Origin of the sequence: Natrinema versiforme, assembly GCF_005576615.1 — an archaeon.
Classification (GTDB): Archaea; Halobacteriota; Halobacteria; order Halobacteriales; family Natrialbaceae; genus Natrinema; species Natrinema versiforme_A.
On sequence record NZ_CP040330.1, the window covers coordinates 2228868 to 2247458 of the forward strand.

Annotated in this window: 22 protein-coding genes; 13 read left to right on the forward strand and 9 right to left on the reverse strand. The window is 59.5% G+C overall.

All coding sequences use genetic code 11. From position 1 onward, the window contains the following. Positions 1-89: 89 nt before the first annotated feature. Positions 90-221: a rubrerythrin-like domain-containing protein gene (locus FEJ81_RS10980; RefSeq protein WP_138245330.1), complete on the reverse strand. Its 132-nt coding sequence runs from the start codon at positions 219-221 to the stop codon at positions 90-92. Positions 222-342: 121 nt separating this feature from the next. Then, on the reverse strand, positions 343-1569 hold the full coding sequence (locus tag FEJ81_RS10985; RefSeq protein WP_138245331.1) for an MFS transporter: 1227 nt from the start codon (positions 1567-1569) through the stop codon (positions 343-345). Positions 1570-1753: 184 nt separating this feature from the next. On the opposite strand from FEJ81_RS10985, the gene FEJ81_RS10990 reads away from it, so the two are divergent. Then, complete coding sequence (locus FEJ81_RS10990) at positions 1754-2350, forward strand: class I SAM-dependent methyltransferase (protein WP_138245332.1); 597 nt, start codon at positions 1754-1756, stop codon at positions 2348-2350. Positions 2351-2476: 126 nt separating this feature from the next. Continuing rightward, complete coding sequence (locus FEJ81_RS10995) at positions 2477-2617, forward strand: rubrerythrin-like domain-containing protein (protein WP_138245333.1); 141 nt, start codon at positions 2477-2479, stop codon at positions 2615-2617. Between the two features lie 45 nt (positions 2618-2662). On the opposite strand, the gene FEJ81_RS11000 is transcribed toward FEJ81_RS10995, so the two are convergent. The 3 genes from FEJ81_RS11000 to FEJ81_RS11010 all read right to left on the reverse strand — a co-directional run bounded on the left by FEJ81_RS11000 (position 2663) and on the right by FEJ81_RS11010 (position 5027). Continuing rightward, the gene (locus FEJ81_RS11000) at positions 2663-3133 is read right to left on the reverse strand and encodes a hypothetical protein (RefSeq protein WP_138245334.1); all 471 of its coding nucleotides are present in this window, start codon (positions 3131-3133) and stop codon (positions 2663-2665) included. Between the two features lie 69 nt (positions 3134-3202). Beyond that, positions 3203-4468, reverse strand: coding sequence for a M20 family metallopeptidase (locus FEJ81_RS11005; RefSeq protein WP_138245335.1), 1266 nt, complete (start codon positions 4466-4468; stop codon positions 3203-3205). 112 nt (positions 4469-4580) lie between these two features. Continuing rightward, positions 4581-5027, reverse strand: a complete 447-nt coding sequence (locus FEJ81_RS11010) for a hypothetical protein (protein ID WP_138245336.1) — start codon at positions 5025-5027, stop codon at positions 4581-4583. A 186-nt stretch (positions 5028-5213) separates the two neighbouring features. Between FEJ81_RS11010 and FEJ81_RS11015 the strand changes: the two genes are divergently transcribed. From FEJ81_RS11015 to FEJ81_RS11030, 4 genes are all read left to right on the forward strand, one after another. Next, a complete protein-coding gene (locus tag FEJ81_RS11015) occupies positions 5214-5999 on the forward strand; it encodes an HAD-IIA family hydrolase (protein ID WP_138245337.1) in 786 nt (261 codons plus the stop codon). 86 nt (positions 6000-6085) lie between these two features. Continuing rightward, positions 6086-6313 carry a glycine zipper 2TM domain-containing protein gene (locus FEJ81_RS11020; protein WP_138245338.1) on the forward strand — a complete coding sequence of 76 codons (228 nt, stop codon included), beginning with the start codon at positions 6086-6088 and terminating at the stop codon, positions 6311-6313. A 61-nt stretch (positions 6314-6374) separates the two neighbouring features. Continuing rightward, positions 6375-7556 carry an ATP-binding protein gene (locus FEJ81_RS11025; RefSeq protein ID WP_138246764.1) on the forward strand — a complete coding sequence of 394 codons (1182 nt, stop codon included), beginning with the start codon at positions 6375-6377 and terminating at the stop codon, positions 7554-7556. An 89-nt stretch (positions 7557-7645) separates the two neighbouring features. Next, positions 7646-8440 carry a TrmB family transcriptional regulator gene (locus FEJ81_RS11030; protein ID WP_138245339.1) on the forward strand — a complete coding sequence of 265 codons (795 nt, stop codon included), beginning with the start codon at positions 7646-7648 and terminating at the stop codon, positions 8438-8440. A gap of 72 nt (positions 8441-8512) precedes the next feature. Here FEJ81_RS11030 and FEJ81_RS11035 read toward each other — a convergent pair whose 3' ends face one another. Beyond that, complete coding sequence (locus FEJ81_RS11035) at positions 8513-8962, reverse strand: acyl-CoA thioesterase (RefSeq protein WP_138245340.1); 450 nt, start codon at positions 8960-8962, stop codon at positions 8513-8515. A 169-nt stretch (positions 8963-9131) separates the two neighbouring features. Here FEJ81_RS11035 and FEJ81_RS11040 point away from each other — a divergent pair, with 169 nt between their 5' ends. The 6 genes from FEJ81_RS11040 to FEJ81_RS11060 all read left to right on the forward strand — a co-directional run bounded on the left by FEJ81_RS11040 (position 9132) and on the right by FEJ81_RS11060 (position 14898). Further along, positions 9132-10901 carry a TraB/GumN family protein gene (locus tag FEJ81_RS11040; protein ID WP_138245341.1) on the forward strand — a complete coding sequence of 590 codons (1770 nt, stop codon included), beginning with the start codon at positions 9132-9134 and terminating at the stop codon, positions 10899-10901. Then, on the forward strand, positions 10901-11566 hold the full coding sequence (locus tag FEJ81_RS11045; protein ID WP_138245342.1) for a zinc metalloprotease: 666 nt from the start codon (positions 10901-10903) through the stop codon (positions 11564-11566). The genes FEJ81_RS11040 and FEJ81_RS11045 overlap by 1 nt, the downstream gene beginning before the upstream one ends. A gap of 56 nt (positions 11567-11622) precedes the next feature. Beyond that, a complete protein-coding gene (gene purM / locus FEJ81_RS11050; protein WP_138245343.1) occupies positions 11623-12618 on the forward strand; it encodes a phosphoribosylformylglycinamidine cyclo-ligase in 996 nt (331 codons plus the stop codon). A gap of 337 nt (positions 12619-12955) precedes the next feature. Continuing rightward, positions 12956-13126 carry a hypothetical protein gene (locus tag FEJ81_RS23175; protein ID WP_175416402.1) on the forward strand — a complete coding sequence of 57 codons (171 nt, stop codon included), beginning with the start codon at positions 12956-12958 and terminating at the stop codon, positions 13124-13126. Positions 13127-13378: 252 nt separating this feature from the next. After that, positions 13379-13912, forward strand: a complete 534-nt coding sequence (locus FEJ81_RS11055; RefSeq protein WP_138245344.1) for a hypothetical protein — start codon at positions 13379-13381, stop codon at positions 13910-13912. Next, positions 13909-14898, forward strand: a complete 990-nt coding sequence (locus FEJ81_RS11060; protein ID WP_138245345.1) for a tyrosine-type recombinase/integrase — start codon at positions 13909-13911, stop codon at positions 14896-14898. The genes FEJ81_RS11055 and FEJ81_RS11060 overlap by 4 nt, the downstream gene beginning before the upstream one ends. An 88-nt stretch (positions 14899-14986) precedes the next feature. On the opposite strand, the gene FEJ81_RS11065 is transcribed toward FEJ81_RS11060, so the two are convergent. The 3 genes from FEJ81_RS11065 to FEJ81_RS11075 all read right to left on the reverse strand — a co-directional run bounded on the left by FEJ81_RS11065 (position 14987) and on the right by FEJ81_RS11075 (position 17401). Then, positions 14987-15355, reverse strand: coding sequence for a hypothetical protein (locus FEJ81_RS11065; protein WP_138245346.1), 369 nt, complete (start codon positions 15353-15355; stop codon positions 14987-14989). 83 nt (positions 15356-15438) lie between these two features. Beyond that, a complete protein-coding gene (locus tag FEJ81_RS11070) occupies positions 15439-16737 on the reverse strand; it encodes a hypothetical protein (RefSeq protein WP_138245347.1) in 1299 nt (432 codons plus the stop codon). A gap of 385 nt (positions 16738-17122) precedes the next feature. Next, positions 17123-17401 carry an RNA polymerase sigma factor gene (locus FEJ81_RS11075; protein WP_138245348.1) on the reverse strand — a complete coding sequence of 93 codons (279 nt, stop codon included), beginning with the start codon at positions 17399-17401 and terminating at the stop codon, positions 17123-17125. 926 nt (positions 17402-18327) lie between these two features. Here FEJ81_RS11075 and FEJ81_RS11080 point away from each other — a divergent pair. Continuing rightward, entirely contained in the window at positions 18328-18555 is a 228-nt protein-coding gene (locus FEJ81_RS11080; RefSeq protein ID WP_138245349.1) for a hypothetical protein, read from the forward strand. Positions 18556-18591 lie beyond the last annotated feature (36 nt).

Below are 18591 nucleotides of genomic sequence, written 5' to 3' on the forward strand. Positions count from 1 at the left end.
GCGGTCTGGTACGACCTCGCCCGGGGTGCTGGCGGAACGGCGCGACCGCTCGAGGGAGCGGCTACTGGTGTGGCCGATTCCGGAGGCCGTTAGTCGCGGACCAACTCGGCGTTTCGCATCTCGCCCCCACACTGCTGACAGGTGCTGAGGAGGGCGTCCCCGACGGTCTCCCGCCGCCCGCACTGGACGCAGACGTACTCGCGTCGCTCCTCGAGTGTCATATGATACCATACTCTCGAGAGTGTGTTAACTCTTTGCATGGTTGTTCACAGGATTCCGTCGCAGCGGGGTGGCGTCGTGGCGAGGGGTACGGCTACGCGGTAAATCGCCGCCCCAGCGGGATCACTCTCGTTCGGAAAGCAGGAGCAGGCCGGCGAGGAGCGTGGCACCGACGATGGCCGACGCGAGCAGCCAGAACGCGGCCCTGAAGCCGGCGGTTTCCGAGAGCGCGCCGACGATCGCGGGCGCGATCGCGCCGGCACCCATCAACAGCGTGCGGACGACGCCCAGTCCCCCGCCGGCGACATCGTCCGGGATGGCGGACATCAGGTACGCGCCCCTGACGGGCCGGAAGCCGTGCGAGCCGATCCCGACGGCGACGAGCAGTCCGCCGAGTAGGACCGGGTCGCTCGTCCCGGTCAGCGAAACGAACGCGACCAGCGCGACCGATGCGAACCCGAGCGTCGCGACGATGATAGGCAGTCGCCCCACCCGGTCGCTGAGGTTGCCGGTCACCAGCTGTACCAGACTCGCGAGGAAGAGGCTACTGTAGAGCAGGCTCGCGGTCGCCGTCGTGAGCCCCGCTTCCGCGGTGAGGTATCGCGGCGCGAACGCGACCAACCCGTTGTAGGTAAACGAGAACAGGATCGTCACCATGGCGAACGTCGAGAACCGCCAATCGCGGAAGAGCGACGCGTACTGTGCGATTCCGCCGCCGCGCCCGCTCGAGGTCGGTTCGACCCCACTCGATTCGTCCGGGAGTCGGCTGGGAACCCGAACCCGGAACGCCGCCGCGAGCGCCACCCCGACCAGCCCGCCGCCCAGAAAGAGCAGCCGCCAGCCCGCAACGGGGCCGAGGGCCAGCGACGCGACGCCGACGACGACGGCCGGGGCGACGACGCCGCTGAGCGCGCCGAACGTGTCCAAGACGCCGAGCGCTCGCCCCGTCCGGGCGGGGTAGGCTCGAGAGAGGAGGCGGACGGCGACGGTCTTGTGCGCGCCGGTGCCGGCTCCGATCACGAGCATCGCGCCGACGAGGACGACAAAGGGCGAGTCGACGACCAGCGCGAGCGCGGCGGCAGCCGCGACGGCTGCGCCCGCCGTGATGACGGTCACCGAGCCGAGCCGGTCTGCGAGCACGCCGGAGGGAAACTGCATAGCCGCGTAGACGAGCAACAGTCCGGAGAACGCGGTACCGAGGACCGCGTCGGAGACGCCGTAACTCGCCTGAAACGAGTCGAACAGCGGCGGAAAGGCGTAGCGGAGAAATTTCGCGAGAAACCAGATCGCGGCGGTCAGGACAAGGGCGTCGTAGCGCGCGAGCCGTCCGGCCGTTCGTCGAACCGACATTCGTTCGGTCCGTGGGTCGCGACCGGACGACCGAGTATCCACCGATCCCGTCTCCGTCCGCCGGTAGCAGACGCAGGGAAAGCAATCGGGTCCGTGGGTCAACGGGCGCGGTGGTACGGTGGCACAGTCAGGCGGCGACCGAGGGTAACACAACGCGGAAGGCCGAGCGGTCCGGAGCGGTCGTATGGGATTTCACACGTATCCCGTCGACCGCGCCGACGCCCTCGAGGACCCGTCTCGCTACCGGTACTGTTCCCGCGAGGAACTACTCGAGATGCTCGAGCCGGCGGCGGACGGCGTCGTAGCGGACCTCGGCTCCGGGACGGGGTTCTACGCGGACGACGTCGCCCCGTTCGTCGACACCCTGTACGCGGTGGACGTGCAGTCGGCGATGCACGACCGCTATCGGGAGAAAGGCGTCCCCGACGCCGTCGAGTTCGTCACGGCCGAGGTGTCGTCGCTACCGGTCGACGATGGACAACTCGACGGCGCGTACTCGACGATGACTCACCACGAGTACGCGCCGCAGACGACCGACGACGCGGAGAGGGCTCCGGCCGCCGAGACCGACGGCGCGCTCGCCGAACTCGCGCGGGTCGTCCGGCCCGGTGGCCGACTGGTCACGGTCGACTGGTCCGCCGACGGCGAGTCGGCAGCCGGCCCGCCGCTCGAGGAGCGGTTCGACCTCGCGACGGCGACGGCCCGGCTCGAGTCAGTCGGCTTCGATATCGAATTCGCCCGCGAGCGGCCGGAAACGTTCGCGGTCGTCGCGACTCGGTGAACTCACCCGACGACAGGTAGTGTACGAATGTCCAGTATTTAATCGAATATGGCTACTTATTGTTGTATGAATAGTCAGGTTTGGCTCTCCGTAACGCTTTTTCGCGATGCTGGCCCAATGTGTGATATGGTGTACCAAGATCCGTACACGCCCGAGCAGTCGTACTACGAGTGTCTGGACTGTGGCCACAGGGAGCGAGCGGAGTCCCTCGAGTCCTGTCCCGACTGCGGCGGTCGAACGCGGAACATCGCGGTCCCTCGAGAATAACGCTCCGTCGTGCGGTCGCCCGCACGACCCGCCGATAGCTACCGATCAGTCGAAATCGGGCAGGTCCTCGGGCGGTTCGTACTGGGCCTCCCAGTCGACGTACTCCTCTTTGAGCGTGACCGAGACGATCTGGCCGAACTCGGTGAGTTCGGCGTTGATCGAGGAGACCGTCCCCCACGTGTCGAGGTCGGGGTGGTACTCGCGAGCCTGCCAGTCCTCCGGGATGCCGGGCGCGTGGTAGCCGACGCGATCGGCAAAATCGTCCCAGAAAAAGTCGAAGCCGGCGAAGAGATCAAGGTCGCGAGCGATCCCGTACTCGTTTTCCTCGAGGTCCGTGTCGTCTCGCCACTCGTCGAACGCTTCCGCCCACGCGCCCTCCTCGAGGAACGCCTGTAGCTCCTCGCGGCGGTAGTCGATCTCCTCGGCACCGTCGGCGCTGACGGTCGCGTCCTCGTACTCGTTCGGGTCGACGAACTCCAGCTCCGGCGGCTCGGGGGGTTCGACCTCGAGTGTCATGGTCGGTCGTAGGTCGGGTTCCCGGATAAGAATTCCCACCTCGCAGCGGGCAGTGCCGGGCAGTACCGGTCAGTCGCCACGTACCCGCGCAATCTCGAAGGGGAGCCGAGCGTAGACGAGCGCGTTCCGGCGGAGCTTGTCGACGGTCGTGTACTCGTCGACCGCGTGTGCCGTCCCGGTTCCGGTCGCGAATTCGACGGTCGGCACCCCGTTGTCCCGGAAGACCTGCGCGTCGCCGCTCCCGGTCGCGAACCGCCGGTACACCGGCGTCGGGAGGACGTCCTCGGCGACGGACGTCACCGCCCGGACGATTGCGGACTCGGGGGCCGTGTACGAGCCCGCCTTGCTCGTGACGTTCGCGAGCGTCGCGCCGTCTCGCTCCGCGAGGCAGTCCCGGATCAGCGACACGATCGCCGCGGCGTCGACCGACGGCAACGCGCGAACGTCGAGCGTGGCCTCGGCGCTCGAGGGAACGGTGTTGACCGCGTTGCCGCCGCTGAACGTGCCGAGGTTGACCGTCGGGGAACGAAACAGGGCCGTCGCGGTCTCTCGATCGAGGTGGGTCGCGTAGTACTCGATGCTCTCCTCGAGGATCGCCTCGTCGATGCCGTCGGTCGGCGCGTCGAACCGCCGCAGCCGCCGCCGACACGTCTCGACCAGTTCGTAGAGGGCGTCGATCGCGTTCTCGCCGAACATCGGCCGCGAGCCGTGGGCCGCGCGGCCCTCGTACCTGATCGTGGGCCAGACGTATCCCCGGTCGCCGACCGCGATCGAGTTGCTCTCGCGTCGGCCGGTCGCTTCGCCGATGACGCAGGCGTCGGGGGACAGTCGATCGCTTCGTAACCGCGTGCTGAGCCCGACCTCGCCGCCGACTTCCTCGTCGCTCACGAGGGCGAACTGGAGGGTGACTGGCGGCTCGGTGTCGGTCCGATCGTACGCGCGGGCGACCTGAATCATCGAGCCGATGGCCCCCTTCATATCCGTCGCGCCTCGACCGTACAGTCGATCTCCCTCGATCTGACCGAGCGGGTCGGACTCCCACTCCGCCTCGCGAAACGGAACCGTATCGAGGTGGCCGTTGTACAGGAGCGTGAAGTCGCGTTCGCCCGGCAGCGTCGCGACGAGGTTCGGTTTCATCGGGTCGACGGCGAACCGCTCGCAGTCGAAGCCGAGCGACGCGAACTCGTCTTCGAGCCACTCGGCGAGCGTCCGCGTGTTCCCCGGTGGGTTACTGGTGTCCGCGCCTACGAGCCGACGGGTCGTTTCGAGCAGTTCTCGGGGGTGCTCCTCGAGAGACGCACACACCCGACCGACGCGGTCTCGCTCGTCGTCCATGTCGGCTCGCTTCGACGGTCGGCGACTAAATCCTCGTCCCGGAGCCTGCGTGGCACCGCGATCGGGGCGGAGTCGCCACCGCTCGGTCACCGGAGGCGTCGGGTCGCCGCGCTCACTCCCACGAATAGCCGAACTCGTTCCCGTCGCTATCGATGTAGTCGCTCTCGAGTACGTCGCTGACGATCCGGCCGAGCGAGTCCAGTTCCTCCTCGATGTCCTCGATATCGTTGTCGTCGAGGTCGGTGGCCCCCTCCGCGTCCGTCGGAACCGGCGGCGACCGGTAGCCGACGTCCGACGCGGACTGGTTCCAGTAGAAATCGAACAACTCGAGCAAGCCGAGTTCGCGGACGGTCCGAAACTCGCCGTCGGTCAGGTAGGTGTCCGCGGCCCACTCCTCGAAGGCGTCCTCCCACGCGCCCGCTTCCAGCAGCCCGGCCAGTTCCTCGCGACGGGCCTCGTCGCCCGTCCACTCCTCGGGCTCGTCGACGGCGTCGTAGTCGCTCGGGTTCTGCGGTCCGTGGAGCGTCGGCGGGTCTGGAATCTCGACATCGAGTGACATACATTCTCATTCGGTCGGCAAGGGTATGGGGCTTTCCCGGCGAGAGACCGGTCCGAACTGCCTCGAGCCCTCGAGCGCCAGCGCCGACGGGGACCGAGCGGGGGCGGCGGCCCGACAGATGCGTTCGCCGGAACGTCGCGACGGGCAACCAAACACTCAATCGCCGGCCGGTCGTACCGGGAGACGATGACCGACTACGAGGCGGTGATCCTCGACGTCGACGGAACGATCGTCCGAGGCGAGGAGTTGCTCCCCGGCGCGACCGACGGATTGCGCGCTCTCGAGGCGGCGGGCTGTTTGCGGCTGCTGTTCTCGAACAACCCGACGCGGGGGGCCGACCACTACAGAGAGACGCTCGCGCCGCACGGAATCGACATCGACCCAGGCACCGTCCTCACGTCCGCGACCGTCTCGGCGGAGTACCTCGCGGCGACCCATCCGGACGCGGCGGTCTACCTCGTCGGCGGGGAGCGACTCGAGGCGATCCTCGACGACGCGGCCGTCGACCTGACGACCGAGCCCGAGGCGGCCGAGGTCGTGCTCGGCTCGTTCGACAAGGGGTTCTCCTTCGGCACGCTCTGGGAGGCCCTGCGCGCCCTCGAGGGCGACGTGCCGTTCTACGGCACTGACCCAGACACGACGATCCCGGTCGACGAGGGCGAGATGCCGGGCTCGGGCGCGATCCTCGCCGCGATGGAAGCCGTCGCCGGCCGCGAGCCCGATGCGATCCTCGGCAAGCCGTCCTCGATCGCGGCCGCGGCGGCCATGAACCGACTGGACGTCGATCCCCGGGACACGCTGGTCGTCGGCGACCGGCTCGACACCGACATCGAACTCGGGAACCGCGCGGGAATGGAAACCGCCCTCGTCCTCACCGGCGTCACCGACCGCGCGGACCTCGCGGCGGCCGACGCCGACGCCAGACCGGATCACGTCCTCGAGGCGTTGTCCGCGGTCGACGAACTCCTCTGATCCCGGATCGGTCCGCAGTACCGAACCAGTCCCAACGCGTGCGCTCGAGAGGTATATTTATCCGTCATAGTCACCATTGTCGACACATGAGAGAACGTCTTACCGCAGTGTTGCTCCGTGCCCGATACGCAGCGATCGGTGCCGCCGTCGGCGCGGCGATCGGCGGCCTGTTCAGCCGAAACGCAGCGAGTACCGGCGGTGCGATCGGCGGGCTCGTGGGGGCGACCGTCGCGGACACCCGCGGGACCCTCGACGCGCTGCTCGAGGACGTCAGAGAGCGGGATCCCCGGTCGCAGGACGCCCACGCGGAGTAAGGACCACCCGGTGGGAACCGCCGGGAGCGCCACCTTGATACGATTCGGCCGCCAGAGACGGATCGTGGAACGGTCGAACGGCGTCCGCGCTCTCGGCGGGAGGGAATTTCTCGTCGTCCTCGGGGGCCTCTACATTGCGTTCGCACTCGGCTACCCGCTCTTGCCGGGCATCGAGGCGACGCCGATCGGAACCGACCTCGTGATGGCCGTTCTGGTCGGCGGCCCCGGCCTCGTTCTCTGCTACGGCGGCTACCGGTTGCCGAGGTACGATATCCGACCCGAAGTCTACTCGGTCATCGTCAAATGGTGTGTCGGCGGTATCGGGGTGATGCTCTGTCTCCTCGGCCTCACGGCGCTGGCCGCCGGGCTCCGAGATCCGATCCAGAACGTCCTCATCCTCACCGCGATCGGGAGCGTCTCCGGGTTCGCCGCCGGCATCCACGACGCGCGGGCCAAAACGCGGGAACTCGAGCTTCGGGAGACCGTCGAACAGCTCCGAACGGCGAACGAGCGCCTCGAGCACTTCGCCTACGCCGCCTCACACGACCTGCAGGAGCCGCTCCGGATGGTCTCGAGTTACCTCCAGTTGCTGGAGTCTCGATACCGCGACGATCTCGACGCGGACGCACGGGAGTTCATTGACTTCGCGGTCGGCGGCGCCGATCGCATGCGGGCGATGGTCGACGGCCTCCTCGAGTACTCGCGAGTCTCCACCCACGGCGTGCCTCTCGAGCCGACGGACACCGAAGCGGTCCTCGACGGCGTGCTCGATGATCTCCAGTTGCGGATCGACGAGACCGACGCGACGATTACCGCCGACGAACTCCCGACGGTGACGGGGGACGCGGACCAGCTCGCGCAGGTGTTTCGCAATCTGCTCTCCAACGCCCTCGAATACAGCGGGGCGGAGCCTCCGCGGATCCACGTGGACGCCGAACGCACGGACGGCGAATGGCGGTTTTCGGTCGCCGACGAGGGGATCGGCATCGATCCCGAGTTCCACGAGCAGATCTTCGAGGTGTTCGAGACGCTTCCCACCGATACCGACGACCGGAACGCCAGTGCGGGCGGGATCGGGCTCGCCCTCTCCGAGCGGATCGTCGAACGCCACGGCGGGAAGATCTGGGTCGAGTCCGAACCCGGCGGCGGAGCCACGTTCTACTTCACGGTTCCGGCAGTCGATTCCCACCGACCCGCATCCATCGCTCGCTCTCAGGAACCGGTCTCCGATACCGCAGTCTAACGGTCGCTGGAGAGCGGATCTGAACGACCCGTCGCTCGAGTCGGGGTCACCGTCAAACGGGTTAACCGTCTGAAGGCCCTTGCTACGCTATGCCCAGCGAAGAGTCCGCCGTCACGGCCCTCGAGCAGTTGGGACTGACCGAGTATGAGGCGCGATGCTTCGTCGCGCTCACCCGTCTCGAACAGGGAACGGCGAAAGACATCAGTCAGGTCTCCGAGGTCCCTCGGTCGAGGGTCTACGATACGGTCGACCGGCTCCATCGGCGCGGCCTCATCGATATCCAGCAGTCCGATCCGCGGGAGTTCCGTGCCGTTTCGAAGGCCGATGCACTCGAGAAACTGCGCCAAGACTACGGCTCGAGCATCGAGGCGGCGGACGAGGCCCTCGAGAAGGTCGAATCGACCGAGACCCAAGCGGACGATGGCGTGTGGGCGATTTCGAACACCGACCACGTGACCGACCAGTTGGTGACGCTCATCGACGGCGCGGACGACCGCATCCATTTCATCGTCGCCGACGAGACGATGCTCGAACGGGACGCTCTCGATCGATTGGCGGCAGCCAGTGACCGCGGCGTCACGGTCGTCGTGGAGGTGCCGCCGAACACAGTGAGAGATCGCGTCGAACGGGCCGTTCCGGATGCCCGCGTCACGGTAACGGAGAGCCTGCGAGAGTTACAGACGGTCGTCCAGAAGTGGCCCGGCCAGTTGATCCTCGTGGACGAGCGAGCGGTTCTCGCAAGCGGCGTCGCGGAGAGCGATCTTCCGGGAGTCAAAGACGAGACCGCGATGTGGACTCACGGGCGCGACCACGGGTTCGCCGCGTGGATGCCGGAACTGCTCGAGGACAGAATCGCCGAAGACGGGCAGCCGAACGAGGGGTGAGACCGGCCGGTACGGCCGCGGTCGGGGTCTACGTTCATCGCGACCGACGCTATTCGCTCGAGGCACGTCCTCTCAGTCGGCACGTCCCGCCTCGTCCGCGAGCGCCTCGTCCCGGAGTTGTTCGCCCTCCGCGGTGCTGACGGTTAATTCGGGAACCGTCGTCGGCACGTTGTCCTCGTCGATCGCGACGTAGACGAAGTACGACTCGGTGGTTCGCTCGCGCTCCCGTGTCCGGAGGTTCTCGCGCTCGGCGACCAGCCGGACCCGCACGCTCGAGGTGCCCGCGTCGTAGACGTAGGCGGTGATGTAGGCCGTGTCCCCGACGGGAATCGGCCGCTCGAAGTTCATCTGATTGACCCGCGCGGTGACACACATCTCGCCCGAAAACCGCATGGCACTCATCGCGCCGACTTCATCCATCCACTTCATCACGTTGCCGCCGTGGGCGACGTCGAGCATGTTCGCGTGGTTCGGCTGGACCATCTCCCGGTTCTCGATCACGGTCTCCATGAGGTCGGTCATCGGCGGACGTTTCCCGACGCCGACAATCAGTCTTGCTTTCACCGCGTCGGGATCGGGTTCGGGACTCAAGGCCGGTCGAATCGCCGCCGGGTCGCGGCGCAACCGATCACCAGTTCGTTCCGTGTCGTGTCCGATACTGGTAAAAGTCGCCGCCGAGTTGAAGCCAGTAATGAGCGATGCAGGCGAGGCCGACGTGCCGGAGCCGCCAGCCCCACCCGACCGCGAGCGCGGCTCCGTCGAGGTCCTCGGGACGGCACACGTCTCGCAAGCGAGTGTTGACGAAGTTCGCGAAACGATCGATCGCGAGGACCCCGATGTCGTCGCCGTCGAACTGGACGAAGGCCGGTACCGCCAGATGCAGGGCGGGACGCCCGACGACATCGAAGCGGGCGACCTCCTCTCCGGGAACACGGTCTTTCAATTTCTGGCCTACTGGATGCTGTCGTACGTCCAGTCGCGGCTGGGCGACCAGTTCGATATCGAGCCCGGCGCGGACATGCGGGCGGCCATCGAGGCCGCCGAAGCGAACGGCAGCGGCGTCGCCCTGGTCGACCGCGACATTCAGGTGACGATCCAACGGTTCTGGAGCCGGCTCTCGTTTACGGAGAAACTGAAGATGGTCGGCGGCCTCGCGCTGGGGGTCACCGATCCCCGAACGCTCGGGCTCACCTTCGGCGCCGTCGCCGGCGCGCTCTTCGGATTCCTCGTCGCCGCCTTTCTCGCCCCGCTGCTCGGGTTCGGTGACCTCCTGTTAGTCGGGCTGTCCGACCCCACGATACTGCAGTACGCCGGCGGCGCCGTGATCGGTGCGCTCGTCGGCGCGTTCGTCGGCCTCGTCTTCCTCCCCTCCCTCGAGTCCGCCGGGCGGTACACCGGCGGCTACCTCTCCGGGTTCTCGGCCCGGGTCCTCGCCGGACTCGCCCTCGGTATCGGCGGCTGTCTCGCGCTCGTCGCGACCGGAACGTTCGTCGGCCCGTTTTCGGCCTCGACCGTCGAGAGCGCCGGTATCTATGCAGTCCGCGGGACGACCGGGACGCTGGCCGGTCTCGGCGTCGGCGTCGCCGTCGGTGCCGTCCTCGGGCTCTTCCTCGACACCGTCAGCGGCGACGTCGAAGATGTCGACGAACTCGATATGGAAGAACTGACCGACGGCGATGTCGTCAACGCCATGATGGAGGAGTTCCGCCGGTTCAGCCCCCGCGGCGCGAACGCCCTGATCGACGAACGCGACGCCTACATCGCACACAACCTCCACGAACTCCGCGAACAGGGCTACGACGTCCTCGCCGTCGTCGGTGCCGGCCACAAGGCCGGGATCGAACGACACCTGCTGAACCCCGAGGAAATCCCCCCGATCGAGTCGATTTCGGGAACCGCCTCGAGCCGCCGGTTCTCGCCGCTGAAGATCGCCGGCTATCTCGTCACGGTCGGCTTTCTCGCCTTCTTCTTCCTGCTGATCATGGCGGGCGTTCGGAACACGTTCCTGCTGAAGCTGTTCGGCGCGTGGTTCCTGTTCAACGGCGTCTTCGCGTTCACGCTGGCGCGACTGGCCGGCGCGCGCTGGTCCAGTGCCGGCGTCGGCGGGGCGGTCGCGTGGTTGACGAGCATCAACCCGCTGCTCGCGCCCGGTTGGTTCGCCGGCTACGTCGAACTCAGACACCGGCCGGTCAACGTCCGGGACATCCAGACGCTCAACGAGATCGTCGGCGATACCGAGCGCCCCGTCGGCGAGGCCCTCGACGCGATGTTCGACGTGCCGCTGTTCCGGCTCATCATGATCGTCGCGCTCACGAACATCGGGAGCATGATCGCGACGGGCCTGTTCCCGTTCGTGGTACTGCCGTGGATCGCCCCCGAAATCGGCGGCGTCAACGCGCTGATGGGCGAACTGGTCGCCGGGGCCGAAAACAGCCTCGAGTTACTCCGGGGGCTCCTCTGATGGGCTACCGCACGACACAGCAACACGAATCCGAACCCGAACCGGAACTGCGGTTCAGCGATACGGAACTGCGCGACCTCGCGGTGGCGTGGACCGCACTGAGCGTCGCATTCGCGTTGATACGGTCGCCATTCCACAGAGGGCTGGCGAGTTTCGGGGCGTTCGTCCTCTCGGTTCTGGTGAGTTTCTTGACGGTGGGTGTCGGCTTCCTCCTCCACGAGATCGCACACAAGGTCGTCGCGATCGAACACGGCCAGATCGCCGAGTTCAGAGCCGATTATCAGATGCTCCTCCTGGCGCTCATGGGTGGACTGGTCGGCTTCCTCTTCGCCGCGCCCGGTGCCGTCTACCACCGCGGCCAGATCACGACGCGAGAGAACGGCTTGATCGCGATTGCCGGACCAGTGACGAATCTCCTGCTTACGGTGCTCTTTCTCCCGCTCCTGATATTCTCCGCAACTCCCGGGTTTTTCCCCCAAGTTCTCGCGATGATCGGACAGATGGGTGTCGCGATCAACCTCTTCTTGGCCGCGTTCAACATGATCCCCTTCGGCCCGCTCGACGGGAAGTCCGTCCTCGAGTGGCACAAGGGCGTCTTCGCGCTGGTTTTCGTCCCCAGCGCGGCGCTCGCCGCCTTCGTGCTCTTCCGTGTCGGACTGTTCTGAGATGCCGACTCCGCTGGACCGGTGACCTTTTGCTCGCGCCGGGAGGTCGTTCGGGTATGACCGAGACGGACGACGAGCGAGGCGACGGGGAGGGACTCACCTACGCCGAAACCGGCGTCGACATCGAGGCGAGCGAGGACGCAACCGCGGCGCTGCTCGAGGCCTTCGGGAGCGGCCTACGGACCGAGTACGCCGGGATGATCGACATCGGCGACCGGTATCTCGCGCTGGCGACCGACGGCGTCGGCACCAAGCTACTGGTCGCCGAAGCGATCGAGGACTTCTCGACCATCGGCATCGACTGCATCGCGATGAACGTCAACGACCTCGTGGCCGCGGGTGTCGAGCCGGTCGCGTTCGTCGACTACCTCGCGATCGACGAGCCCGACGAGGAGCTGACCAACCAGATCGGCGAGGGCCTCGCGGTGGGGCTCGAGCAGGCCGATCTCACCATGCTCGGCGGCGAGACGGCGGTCATGCCCGAGGTCGTGAAAGGGTTCGATCTGGCGGGCACCTGTGCCGGACTCGCCGGCAAAGACGAGATCTTCGAGGGCGAGGCGCAGGTCGGCGACGCGCTCGTCGGGTTCCCCTCGAACGGCATCCACTCGAACGGGCTGACGCTGGCCCGCGAGGCCGTCACGCGAGACCACGCGTACACGGACGAGTTCCCGCTCGACCCCGAGCGGTCGATCGGCGAGGAACTGCTGCGGCCGACCCGGATCTACACGGACCTGCTCGAGCCGATGCGCGACCACGAGGTCCGCGCGGCGGCCCACGTCACGGGCGGGGGCTGGACGAACCTGCTGCGGATGGGCGACCGCGAGTACGCGATCGAGGACCCGCTCCCGGCCCAGCCGATCTTCGAGTTCGTCCAGCAGGAGGGGAGCGTGACCGACGAGGAGATGCACCGGACGTTCAACATGGGGACCGGGTTCGTCGTCGCGCTGCCCGAGGAACAGGCCGAGAGTCTCGTGGCCGAAACCGACGGACAGGTCATCGGCCGCGTCGCGGACGGCGACACCGTCGAGATTCGCGGGCTCTCGCTGTCCTGAGAGCGGGGGTCTCTATCGAGCGGCTCTCGAATTCGATCTCGAGCGGGAAACGCGAGAGCGCACGGTTCACAACTGACGGGCTCTTTTCAGACAGCTAGCAGTAGATATAAGGCACAACAGGTCAACGAGTATACTGGAAGCCGCGCTCCGGAATCAGGGGGCTGTCTCGAAATGCCCCGGGTGCTAGAGCCACCCGAGACGTGGCTTCCATCCGAGCGGATTGAAGCCATGTTTGCGTTGATTCTTCCGGGATATAAACATCCCGCACGACGGCAGAATCGCCCGACACGGCCAGCGACAGCGTTGCAGCGCCGATTACTCTCGCGGGGGAGACGGTATGCGTAGCGGTCCCGACGAGAGCGCCGACGGCGACGGGATGTCATCGCTTCCCGACTGTCCGCGCTGTGGCAAGCCGGTCGGGTTCGTCACCGCGACCGGCCCCCTGACGGCCTCGGCCAGTCCCTGCGGCTGTTCGGTGCCGCCCGGACTGGTCCACCGAGACGACTGACTCGGGGCTCGAGCCCCGACGATCGGCCGGTCGTTCGGCGATGGGGACCGAAACCACCACACCACCCCGCCGACATCGGTCGTCGAGCGGCCGGCTCGGAACCGGGGCCTCGAGTCACGGTCCGACTCGCTTGCTTCGATTATTTCGAGCGTCCGATCTCCCCGGTCGCTGCCCGAATCGTGTCGTGCTCCTCGTCGGAGTGGTTTGGACTATCTATAAGATTTATACACAAGGTGCTTCAATAGACTATCTATGAGTGAGACAGTTCAGGTAAACTTGCGGGTTGAAGAAGAGAGGAAAGACGAGTGGCAAGAGTATGTGAGTGAGTCAGACGATTTTCAGACGCTTACTGATCTAATCAGGGTGTCTGTTAGCCAGCAGATGAGACGAGAGGAAGGAAAGGGAGTATCTCAGAACATCAACGTAGATCTTGATCCACTCAAAGATGAAATGGGGGATATTCGTAATGTAGTCAAAGGATTGAGTGAGGAAATTGATGAGCTACGACAGGTGAATGAGGCACTGATTGAGGAAAGTCAACAGACTCGAGATAGTGATTCAGAACGCTATCAGACTGTTCTGAGCCACGTCCCTAATGAGAAAAAGACATCTTCCCCCACTGGACACCAAGTCTCTCGTTCAACAGCAGGGATGATTGCTGAGGAAACTGGTTATAACCGCTCAGCAGTTGACTACTATCTTGAAATAGCAGTACAAGAGGGAGATATTTCTAAAGACACTGTTGATGGAGTTGTAGTCTACTGGAAGGGAGATGATGAGCAGTGAATGTACTTGATGAGTTTTTGAGAAAAAAGAAGATCCGTGGGAAGAAATCTACCCATGCAAATTACAAATCCACACTTAGTCAATATTCAGAGTGGATTATGAATAATACTGAAAGAGGCACACTTATAGATGTATCTACAACAGATATTGAAGAATATCTTTATCATTTGTCTCAGGATGGGTACCGAACCAAATCAATCAGATCACAGTATACTGCTATTCGTTCCTTCTATAGTTGGATTGAAGAGCAAGATAGCAATTCCTCTGAAGATTTTAATTTAGGGAAAGATAGTTGGGAAAGCCCATGTGAATATATCAAACCAAGTGAGATGAATATTCTCAACAACAAGGAGAAATCAATGAAAGCAGAGTATGGGGGTGAGAATATTTCTCTTTCATCAGAGGAAATCAACCAACTCATAGAGAATGTACCTGAGCCAGTAACTCGGAATAAACTTCTTATCTCGATTATGGCAGAAACGGGTATGCGCCGACATGAGGCTCGAGACGTGAAAATAAAGAAGGTACGTATTGATGAAGGCCTTGTTACGATACCTGATAGTAAGACAGGTGAAAATAGAAAGGGTACCTTTGGATCAACTACAAAATCTCTATTGAGAGAATGGCTTATCTATGGTAAGAGAGATGGGTTTAAGCCCTCTATTAGATCTGATTACCTATTTCTCACAACTAAGTCAGAGAAAATGTCTGGCAAAAGAATAAACGAGATAATCAAAGAAGCTGCCGACAATGCAGGTATCCAAGAAGTGATTGGACATGATAAGCGCGGAAATCCACGTTACAAAGTTACAGCCCACTCACTGCGCCATTCATTTGGGATGAATCTCCTTGAGAAAGGACATGATATAAGAACAATTCAAGAGGCTCTTGGGCATGAAGATGTAGATACAACGGAAAAATATCTTGGATTGGATAATAAAGATGTGACTGATAGCATTAAGGCAAAAGGCCACTTCCTTGATTGACATCTAACAGCCTTATAGCGATTTCTAAGCGGGTCCTCATACAAGTGAGACACATATATCAGACATATCTCTGGAAACGTAGTGAGGACTATTCTATATCCGTTACTCCAATAGATACATACAATTTATCATCTCTATCATTGATATCATTGACAAGACCACTGATAGTGAGACAAGATCCTGTTTCAGTTTCATCAATCTTCTGATGGTATCTACTGGGGATTTCACCACTCACGTACACTTGATCACCAGAAAAGGTGATTGAAGATCCATCAAGTGCCTTCCCTTGTAGACTTCCAGTGATAGTTTTCTGGCTACCCAGATCGTCTTCCTCGAGAGTATCAACATTGGAGTTACAGCCAAGTACTTCCCATGCTCCTACTCCAACTACAGTAGTACCACCAGCAGCACCAAGCAACTTGCGTCTTGTGACTCCCCTTTCGTCTAAGTCACCCATGACCCAAGCCAAAACATTCAGTATAGATAGAGTTACTGGTTATTTGACTTTAGGATATTTCGGACAATAACCTCAGAGAATAATCAGATACTCTTAGTGTTACTACTTACTTCAATATCGTCTTCAGACACTGTACTATTAACTCTAAGGTGGGTTTTCTGGAAAAACCTCTCTGTATCTTCTTCAAAACCAATCCTATGAGTCACTTCATTGACTGTGTAGCCAAGTGAAGGTACATCACCCTCAAGGTTGTGAGCACAAGCTGGCTTTGTGTAGATATTATCGTGGGGATTGATGTAGGGAAATAGTCTTGTGACAACCTCACCTGTCCCTCCACCTTCAATGTGGTCAACAAGTTTTTCTATAGCCATATTCTGTGCCTCACCCTCATTGAAAGCATCTTCAACTTGAGTTGGCTTCTTATACTCTTGTCCAGCAAGTTTCTTTAGAGGTGGATATGTGGCTGTTGCAGTTGGATATTCACCACCTTCTTGGTTCACAAAGTCAGTGACTTTATCTATAGGGCCTTTGGTGGTCTTTCCATTAACAGTTATAGTGTTAACAGGTTGGATTTCGAAGAGAGCGTTGTTCTTAGAGACAGTTGGTGAAGGATTGTTGTTATCCCCATCTGCATTATTAGCATAGAAATGTCGCTCTCTTTCCTTGTCGTAAGCAAGTGAAATTTTACCCTGATCACTCCCATTTGGGGTGAAGTAAAATTCACCATTCACTTGCTTAGATACATACTTCATAGCGTCTTTCAGACTATGCTTATTCTCTTTGAAGGTCTTTACAGTACTTGCTCCAAGGAGATCACCAATAGGCTCTGCAATGGGCTTACCCCATGCTTCATACTCTTCTTCAATTTGGGTACTAAGAATTTGGTCTATTTGAGTATGAGCAACATCAGTGAAAATATCTTGATTCTCTTCAACCTTTGTTGCTATATCCTCGAGTATATCCCCTACTTTAGCATCATAGTTGTAGCTCTTAGAGAAGGGTATTCCCTCAAGTAGTTGTGCTGGATCTGCAATACGCAATTTCCTCTCGAGAGTGCCTTTAGAGCCAGCACCCTGTGCTATAGGAAAGCCACGGTGATAAGTAATATATCTTGGATTATCAGGATCAGACTCAGGGTCAAGAAGTTTCACGTCAACAGGTTCCCAGATACTTTCCTTATCCAGATCAAGGGCTTTGATTGCCTCAGAGATATCATGCCCTTGCCACTCAACAGGAAAGTAGACTTCAGTGAGCCTGTTGATATCCATTGGACCATCAATTCTTGCTTTGGAGATTACACCTTCATTGATGGTGGGAATATCATTGCCATTGACCACTACCTTTGCAGGTGGATTACAAGGATATTCATAGTCATATGACATGGTTATTCCTCAGAGGTAACTTCTTCTGTCACAGTGTTACCTTCAAGATCTCTGTGAGTGATTTTGGTCGAATCACTTTCATCTGTACAACCATCATCTTCGCAATCAGGAGCGTTTTCACACATAATATCCTCAAATCTGCTTCTTACTGCATCTCTTTGTTTACTCAGTGGATTTTCTGGATATCCATGACCAATCCAACCTATTCACAAAGAATCGCTTAGGAACAAATCTCTGCTATACAGAGATATGAGCCAATGAGTGCAAGTTTGGCTCAGATACGTCAATTATACAAAACTGCAAATAATATGGCTACAAAGAAAATACAAACCCAACATATAGAATAGAACTACAGATATGACTGATATTGGCGACTTAGATTGAGTTACTGACCTATCTCAAATTTGTTCATCTGCATACTGACTGCTACCTTGCTACAATCAAGCTCCTCAGCAATTTCCTTCTTTGTGAGGCCAAATGAGTAGTACAGCTTGTGGAGGACTTCTTTTTCCTTTAGAGGTTTTTCGATATCAGAGAGATCTCCTAATCCCTCAATCTCAATAGGATCATCTTCATCCTCAGTAGAGACTTCTTGGTCCCCTCTGTAATTCACTTTAGATTTTCCATCACGATTTCGAGTAATCTTCCTAATATTCCGCTTCATATATGAAACGTATTAGTTAGTATATTCTCAAGATACTTAAAAGTTTTGTATAAGGTATTGTAATAATATAAGGCCAGACATGGCTGAGTAATTATAATACACTGAGCCCCATCAATAGCAGAGTTAGAGACAAAACCACTGTACCCCAATTGTCGTGGCTTGATATATAAAATAATTTTTAGAAATAAAACCACCCATCTGATCTAACCCTATGGCTATTGCGACGGGGTGTATTGAGTCAGATATATTCTACCCAGAGAGGGACTTGTCGATCCCCTCAACCCGCTGCCGTGGTAACGCCTTTCCAACCTACATTTGACGGGGTACCTTCATCCACCTGTCTCGAGACAATAGTATGGCTCATAGACAAGTGTACTATCACTCTGTGAGTGATTGCACGACTGTTGTGGTATCTCTCCATGAGATATTCCTAAGTATCAAAGCAGTAACTGAAATCACTGTAATCCAGAGTCAGGTAACAAACTACCAATTGATGTGAGAAACATTGATTAATCCCTTACTTGTATGTGTCCAAAATATTATGACTGTCGGGTTTCTACGGATATGTGTTGATGAACTTATCAGCATGTGAGACGACAGAGTTGAAACGGGTTGATGATAACCAGATTAGTTCCAAAAGCCAGCAAGAGATTGATACAGAGCTATCAGAGTATCGTATGTTCGCGACACTCGAGGGTCAGTCAATTAACTTTGACCAGATCCTCTAAGTTACAAAGCTAAACGTCAGATCGCTATAGATAGTTTTGGAGAGTGGTTTTCATCCCCTTGAGGTAGGGTAATAGCAGTGCAAACCCCTTTCCAGATCACTGAGTGAGTCAAAGAGACAGTGATCTATAAAGGTTACAAAAACAATCTTTATTAAATTGATGAATAGATTTATTAATAATGGTCTTGTACCCAGATATATGTCTCAGTCAGTAGTTGCTAATGACGATACGGAAAATCCCTGTAGCCAAGGTCAAGTCATGGATTTTCTTATTAACCAAGATATCGCTGAGTATTCAGATCCATGTCTAACACTCAGAGTCAACTCAATCAGTAGCAATGATATTGAACAGTTGCAGGATATGGGGTGGAAAGCAGAGGTCTATCACGACAATGGAGAGACATTAGTAACTGTTCATCAGATGTAACTCGAGAGAATGGTCAGTGATATGTTTCCAGTTTCT

What these genes read in the sequence shown, in the direction of transcription:
- FEJ81_RS10980 (WP_138245330.1), bottom strand. Translation starts at nt 221, where the DNA reads ATGACACTCGAGGAGCGACGCGAGTACGTCTGCGTCCAGTGCGGGCGG.
- FEJ81_RS10985 (WP_138245331.1), bottom strand. Translation starts at nt 1,569, where the DNA reads ATGTCGGTTCGACGAACGGCCGGACGGCTCGCGCGCTACGACGCCCTT.
- FEJ81_RS10990 (WP_138245332.1), top strand. Translation starts at nt 1,754, where the DNA reads ATGGGATTTCACACGTATCCCGTCGACCGCGCCGACGCCCTCGAGGAC.
- FEJ81_RS10995 (WP_138245333.1), top strand. Translation starts at nt 2,477, where the DNA reads ATGGTGTACCAAGATCCGTACACGCCCGAGCAGTCGTACTACGAGTGT.
- FEJ81_RS11000 (WP_138245334.1), bottom strand. Translation starts at nt 3,133, where the DNA reads ATGACACTCGAGGTCGAACCCCCCGAGCCGCCGGAGCTGGAGTTCGTC.
- FEJ81_RS11005 (WP_138245335.1), bottom strand. Translation starts at nt 4,468, where the DNA reads ATGGACGACGAGCGAGACCGCGTCGGTCGGGTGTGTGCGTCTCTCGAG.
- FEJ81_RS11010 (WP_138245336.1), bottom strand. Translation starts at nt 5,027, where the DNA reads ATGTCACTCGATGTCGAGATTCCAGACCCGCCGACGCTCCACGGACCG.
- FEJ81_RS11015 (WP_138245337.1), top strand. Translation starts at nt 5,214, where the DNA reads ATGACCGACTACGAGGCGGTGATCCTCGACGTCGACGGAACGATCGTC.
- FEJ81_RS11020 (WP_138245338.1), top strand. Translation starts at nt 6,086, where the DNA reads ATGAGAGAACGTCTTACCGCAGTGTTGCTCCGTGCCCGATACGCAGCG.
- FEJ81_RS11030 (WP_138245339.1), top strand. Translation starts at nt 7,646, where the DNA reads ATGCCCAGCGAAGAGTCCGCCGTCACGGCCCTCGAGCAGTTGGGACTG.
- FEJ81_RS11035 (WP_138245340.1), bottom strand. Translation starts at nt 8,962, where the DNA reads ATGACCGACCTCATGGAGACCGTGATCGAGAACCGGGAGATGGTCCAG.
- FEJ81_RS11040 (WP_138245341.1), top strand. Translation starts at nt 9,132, where the DNA reads ATGAGCGATGCAGGCGAGGCCGACGTGCCGGAGCCGCCAGCCCCACCC.
- FEJ81_RS11045 (WP_138245342.1), top strand. Translation starts at nt 10,901, where the DNA reads ATGGGCTACCGCACGACACAGCAACACGAATCCGAACCCGAACCGGAA.
- purM (WP_138245343.1), top strand. Translation starts at nt 11,623, where the DNA reads ATGACCGAGACGGACGACGAGCGAGGCGACGGGGAGGGACTCACCTAC.
- FEJ81_RS23175 (WP_175416402.1), top strand. Translation starts at nt 12,956, where the DNA reads ATGCGTAGCGGTCCCGACGAGAGCGCCGACGGCGACGGGATGTCATCG.
- FEJ81_RS11055 (WP_138245344.1), top strand. Translation starts at nt 13,379, where the DNA reads ATGAGTGAGACAGTTCAGGTAAACTTGCGGGTTGAAGAAGAGAGGAAA.
- FEJ81_RS11065 (WP_138245346.1), bottom strand. Translation starts at nt 15,355, where the DNA reads ATGGGTGACTTAGACGAAAGGGGAGTCACAAGACGCAAGTTGCTTGGT.
- FEJ81_RS11070 (WP_138245347.1), bottom strand. Translation starts at nt 16,737, where the DNA reads ATGTCATATGACTATGAATATCCTTGTAATCCACCTGCAAAGGTAGTG.
- FEJ81_RS11075 (WP_138245348.1), bottom strand. Translation starts at nt 17,401, where the DNA reads ATGAAGCGGAATATTAGGAAGATTACTCGAAATCGTGATGGAAAATCT.
- FEJ81_RS11080 (WP_138245349.1), top strand. Translation starts at nt 18,328, where the DNA reads ATGTCTCAGTCAGTAGTTGCTAATGACGATACGGAAAATCCCTGTAGC.